This window comes from Acidiphilium sp. PM (assembly GCF_000219295.1).
Taxonomy (GTDB): Bacteria; Pseudomonadota; Alphaproteobacteria; order Acetobacterales; family Acetobacteraceae; genus Acidiphilium; species Acidiphilium multivorum.
This window is the reverse complement of sequence record NZ_AFPR01000078.1, coordinates 1-2,734: the sequence shown is the minus strand read 5'-3', so window position 1 is coordinate 2,734 and position 2,734 is coordinate 1. Positions and strand designations below refer to the sequence as shown.

General features: G+C 71.8%; 3 protein-coding genes. All 3 read left to right on the top strand.

Translation table 11 applies throughout. The annotated features are described in order from the left end of the window. A partial coding sequence (locus APM_RS03275) for an ATP-binding cassette domain-containing protein (RefSeq protein WP_007421932.1) occupies positions 1 to 781 on the top strand: 781 nt, incomplete at its 5' end. Positions 782 to 789: 8 nt separating this feature from the next. Continuing rightward, a complete protein-coding gene (locus APM_RS03270) occupies positions 790 to 1,761 on the top strand; it encodes an ABC transporter permease (RefSeq protein ID WP_007421931.1) in 972 nt (323 codons plus the stop codon). Beyond that, the coding region (locus APM_RS03265) for an ABC transporter permease (protein ID WP_007421930.1) at positions 1,758 to 2,734 on the top strand (977 nt) is incomplete at its 3' end. The genes APM_RS03270 and APM_RS03265, both read left to right, overlap by 4 nt.

The following is a 2,734-nucleotide window of genomic DNA, read 5'->3' as shown; positions in this document are numbered from 1 at the left end:
ACGCTGCACGCCAGCACGCGCCGCGCGCGGCGGCTTCGGGCGCCCCGCGCTGGCCGCGCGCCATCTCACCTGGCGCAACCGGGTGCGGGACGTGTCCTACGAGGTCATGCCCGGCGAGGTGGTCGGCCTGGCCGGCCTGCTCGGCTCCGGCCGCACCGAGACGATGAAGGCGAGTTTCGGGATCGAGACGCCGGGTGCCGGCACGGTCGAGGTCGGCGGCCGGCCGCTGCCCGCCCCCGCGCCGGAGCGGTCGATTGCCGCCGGCCTCGCCTTCCTGTCGGAAGACCGGCGGGCGGAGGGGATCTTTCCGAAGCTCTCGGTCGCGGAGAACCTGACGGCCTGCGCGCTGCGGCGCATCTCCCGCTACGGCTTCGTCTCCCGCCGCCGGCAGGCCGAAATGGTGGCCGAGTTCGTCCGCCTGCTGGGGATCAAGACGGCGGGCGCCGAAGCGCCCATCACCTCGCTTTCGGGCGGCAACCAGCAGAAGGTCCTGCTGGCCCGCTGCCTCGCCACCGACCCGCGCGCCATCATGCTCGACGACCCGACGCGGGGGATCGATGTGGGCGCCAAGGCCGAGGTGCACGACGCGATCCGCCGCCTGGTCGAGCGCGGCCTCGGCGTGCTGGTGACGTCTTCGGAAATGGAGGAGCTGATGGTGCTGGCCGACCGGCTGGTGATCCTCGACGAGGGACGTGTCGCGGACACGATGGAAACCGCCGGCGCCGGCGTGCAGGATGTGCTCGACCGGCTGGCCGCCCCGCACGAGCGGGCGGGAGCATGAGCGCCGTCATGAACAGGCCGTCCCGCCTTGCCGGGCTTGCGGCGCGCGCCGGCCACGACACGCCGGCGGCGATGCTGCGCGCGCAGAGCGTCTACATCGCCTTCGCCCTGCTGGTGATCGTCGACCTGATCTTCACGCCGGGGTTCCGCAACCCGATCGTGATCCGCAACCTGCTGTTCCAGGCCGCGCCGATCATCCTCATCACGCTCGGGCAGAGCCTGGCGATCGGCACGCGGGGGATCGACCTGTCGGTCGGCTCGTCGATGGCGCTCGCCGCATCGGTGATGGCCCTGGCGCTGCCGGGCGGCGCGGGTGTTTCCGTCGTCGCGGCGCTGGGCACCGGCCTCGCGGTGGGCCTGCTGAACGGCGCGCTCATCGCCTTCCTCGACATCAATCCGCTGATCTCGAGCCTGGCGCTGCTGGTCACCGCCCGCGGCCTGGCCGAGGCGCTGCTGGACGGATCGCGCGTGTCGCTGCCCACGGGCGGGGTGTTCGACTGGCTCGGCATCGGCGCCGTGTCGCTGGTGCCGATGGTCGCGATCATCGCCCTCGCGCTGGCCGCCACGGTCGCCCTCGTCGTGCGCACCACCGTCTTCGGGCGCAGCCTCGTCTTCATCGGCGCCAACCAGGCGGCGGCGGTGATCGCCGGCATCAAGGTGCGGCGGACGCTGTTCGCCGTCTATGCGGCGAGCGGCCTGCTCGCGGGGCTTGCCGGCCTGTTCGCCGCCGCCCGGCTCGGCGCGGCGGATCCCAACTATATCGGGCTGAATTTCGAGCTTGACGCGATCGCCGCGGCCGTGATCGGCGGCACGCCGCTCTCCGGCGGCCGGGTCTCGATCGCCGGTGGCGTCTTCGGCGTCCTGCTGCTGCAGGTCCTGGGAGCGAGCTTCATCATGAACGACATCAATTTCAGCTACGCGCAGATCCTCAAGGCGGCCTTCATCGTCGCCGCGCTGTACCTGCAGCGGGCCGGCGGATGAGCGGCGCGCCAGCCGCCGGTGCGGGCATCGCGGCACCGGACACCGAACGCCGCGCGCGGATCATCGCGCTGATCCGGTCGCGCGGCGCCATCGTGGTCCTCGCCATCGCCGCGGTCATCGCCAGCGCGGTCTTCCCGTATTTTGCGACGGTCAACAATTTCGAGAATATCGGCGTCGCGGCGAGCTTCGTCGGCCTGGTGACGATCGGCCAGACCTTCGTGATCATTCTCGGCGGGTTCGACCTGTCTGTCGGCTCGGTCATCGGCCTCGGCTCGGTGCTGGCGGCCTATGCGGTGCCCTATGGCTGGGTGCCCGCCCTGCTGGTGCCCTGCCTGGCGGGCGCGGCGGTCGGGCTGATCGACGGGCTGCTGATCGCCCGCGCCGGCATGGCGCCGTTCATCGTCACGCTCGCCGCCCTGCTCGGCGTGCGCGGCCTCGACCTCGTCCTGGCCAGGAGCAGCATGGTCATCGTCCACCCCGGCCTGTTCGGCCAGATCGCCAACGGCACGTTGCTCGGGGTCGGCAACCTGATCTGGATCCTGCTCGCCGGCTTCGCGCTGGCGGCGCTGGTGCTGAACCGGTCGCGCTTCGGCGTCGCCGTGTTCGCGATCGGCGGCAACGAGGAGGCGGCGCGGATGCTCGGCGTCCCGGTCGCCACCGTCAAGGTCGCGACTTACGTGCTGTCGGGCACGCTGGCGGGCCTCGCCGGCGCGCTGCTGGGCGCGCATCTCTCCTCCGGCCTGTCGACGGCGGGGCAGGGCGACGAGTTGCGCTCGATCGCCGCCGCCGTCATCGGCGGGGTGCTGCTGACCGGCGGCGTCGGCACCATGGCCGGCGCCCTCTCGGGCGTGCTGCTGCTCGGCGTCATCGAGAACGTCATCGACCAGATCGGCAATCTCAGCTCGTATTACCAGAACCTCGCCTCCGGCCTCTTCCTGCTGGTCGCCGTCCTGATCCAGACTGGGCTGGTGCG